Origin of the sequence: Frankia sp. AgKG'84/4, assembly GCF_023242965.2 — a bacterium.
GTDB lineage: Bacteria > Actinomycetota > Actinomycetes > Frankiales > Frankiaceae > Frankia.
In genome coordinates this window covers 1-883 of sequence record NZ_JALKFU020000879.1, presented here as the reverse complement: position 1 = coordinate 883, position 883 = coordinate 1, and the positions used below count along the sequence as shown (strand labels likewise).

Annotated in this window: 1 protein-coding gene; it reads left to right on the top strand. The window is 79.2% G+C overall.

Going from position 1 to position 883, the window contains the following annotated elements:
- Positions 1-200 precede the first annotated feature (200 nt).
- Positions 201-883: cell division protein FtsL (gene ftsL, locus MXD58_RS25800; protein ID WP_250610311.1), on the top strand; the 683-nt coding region annotated here is incomplete at its 3' end.

The window sequence follows — 883 nt, the reverse complement described above, 5'->3', positions numbered from 1 at the left end:
CGGGCCTGCACCACCGCCACCTCGCCTTCGACGAGGCCCTCGGCGACCCGCTGCTGCACGACTGATCGCCGGTCGCGGGGGGGGGGGGGGGGGGGGGGGGCGGGGGCCCCCCCCCCCCCGCGCCGCGCCGCGCCCCCGCCGGGGCGCGCCTGACGATCGTCCGGCCGGCGCCGCGAGGTGCCCGCAAAGGGCCGTTCGTCGTGCTGCTGCTCGTTCTGCTCGGGGCCGGTCTGCTCGGACTGCTGCTGCTCAACCTCGCGCTGATGGAGAACTCGTTCCAGGAGAGCAAGCTGCGCGCCCGGGCCGCCGCGCTCGCCGACGAGCAGCAGTCCCTCGCCGTGCGGGTGGACCAGCTCTCCGACCCCGCGGCGCTGGCCGCTCAGGCCGGCCAGTACGGCATGGTCCCCGGTGAGGTGCCCCAGTACCTCGCGCCGGGTTCGCCGGTCCCGCCGGGCGCGCGCGTGCTGCCCCGTGAGCCGGACAGCGGCGCGATCCTGATGATCGTCCCCGCGCCCCCCGGTCAGCAGCCCGCGGCCGCCGCCGGTGCCACTGCGCCGGCCGGTGCCACTGCGCCAGCCGGGACCGCGGCGTCAGCCGGTGCCTCGACAGCGGTCGGTGCCCTGACGGCCGGCGGTGCCGCGCCGGCTTCGTTCGGTACTGCGGGGAGCACCGCGGCCGGTGCGTCGGGGACTCCCGCCACGGGTATGGCACCCGCCACGGGTATGGCACCCGCCACGGGGACGGCACCCGCCACGGGGACGGCACCCGCCACGGGGACGGCACCCGCCACGGGCCATGGCACGCCCGGTGGCACCAGCGCCGCGGCGGGCACCGGCACGCCCGCAACGTCGACCAGTCCCGCGGGCGGCGCCCCGGTCCACCC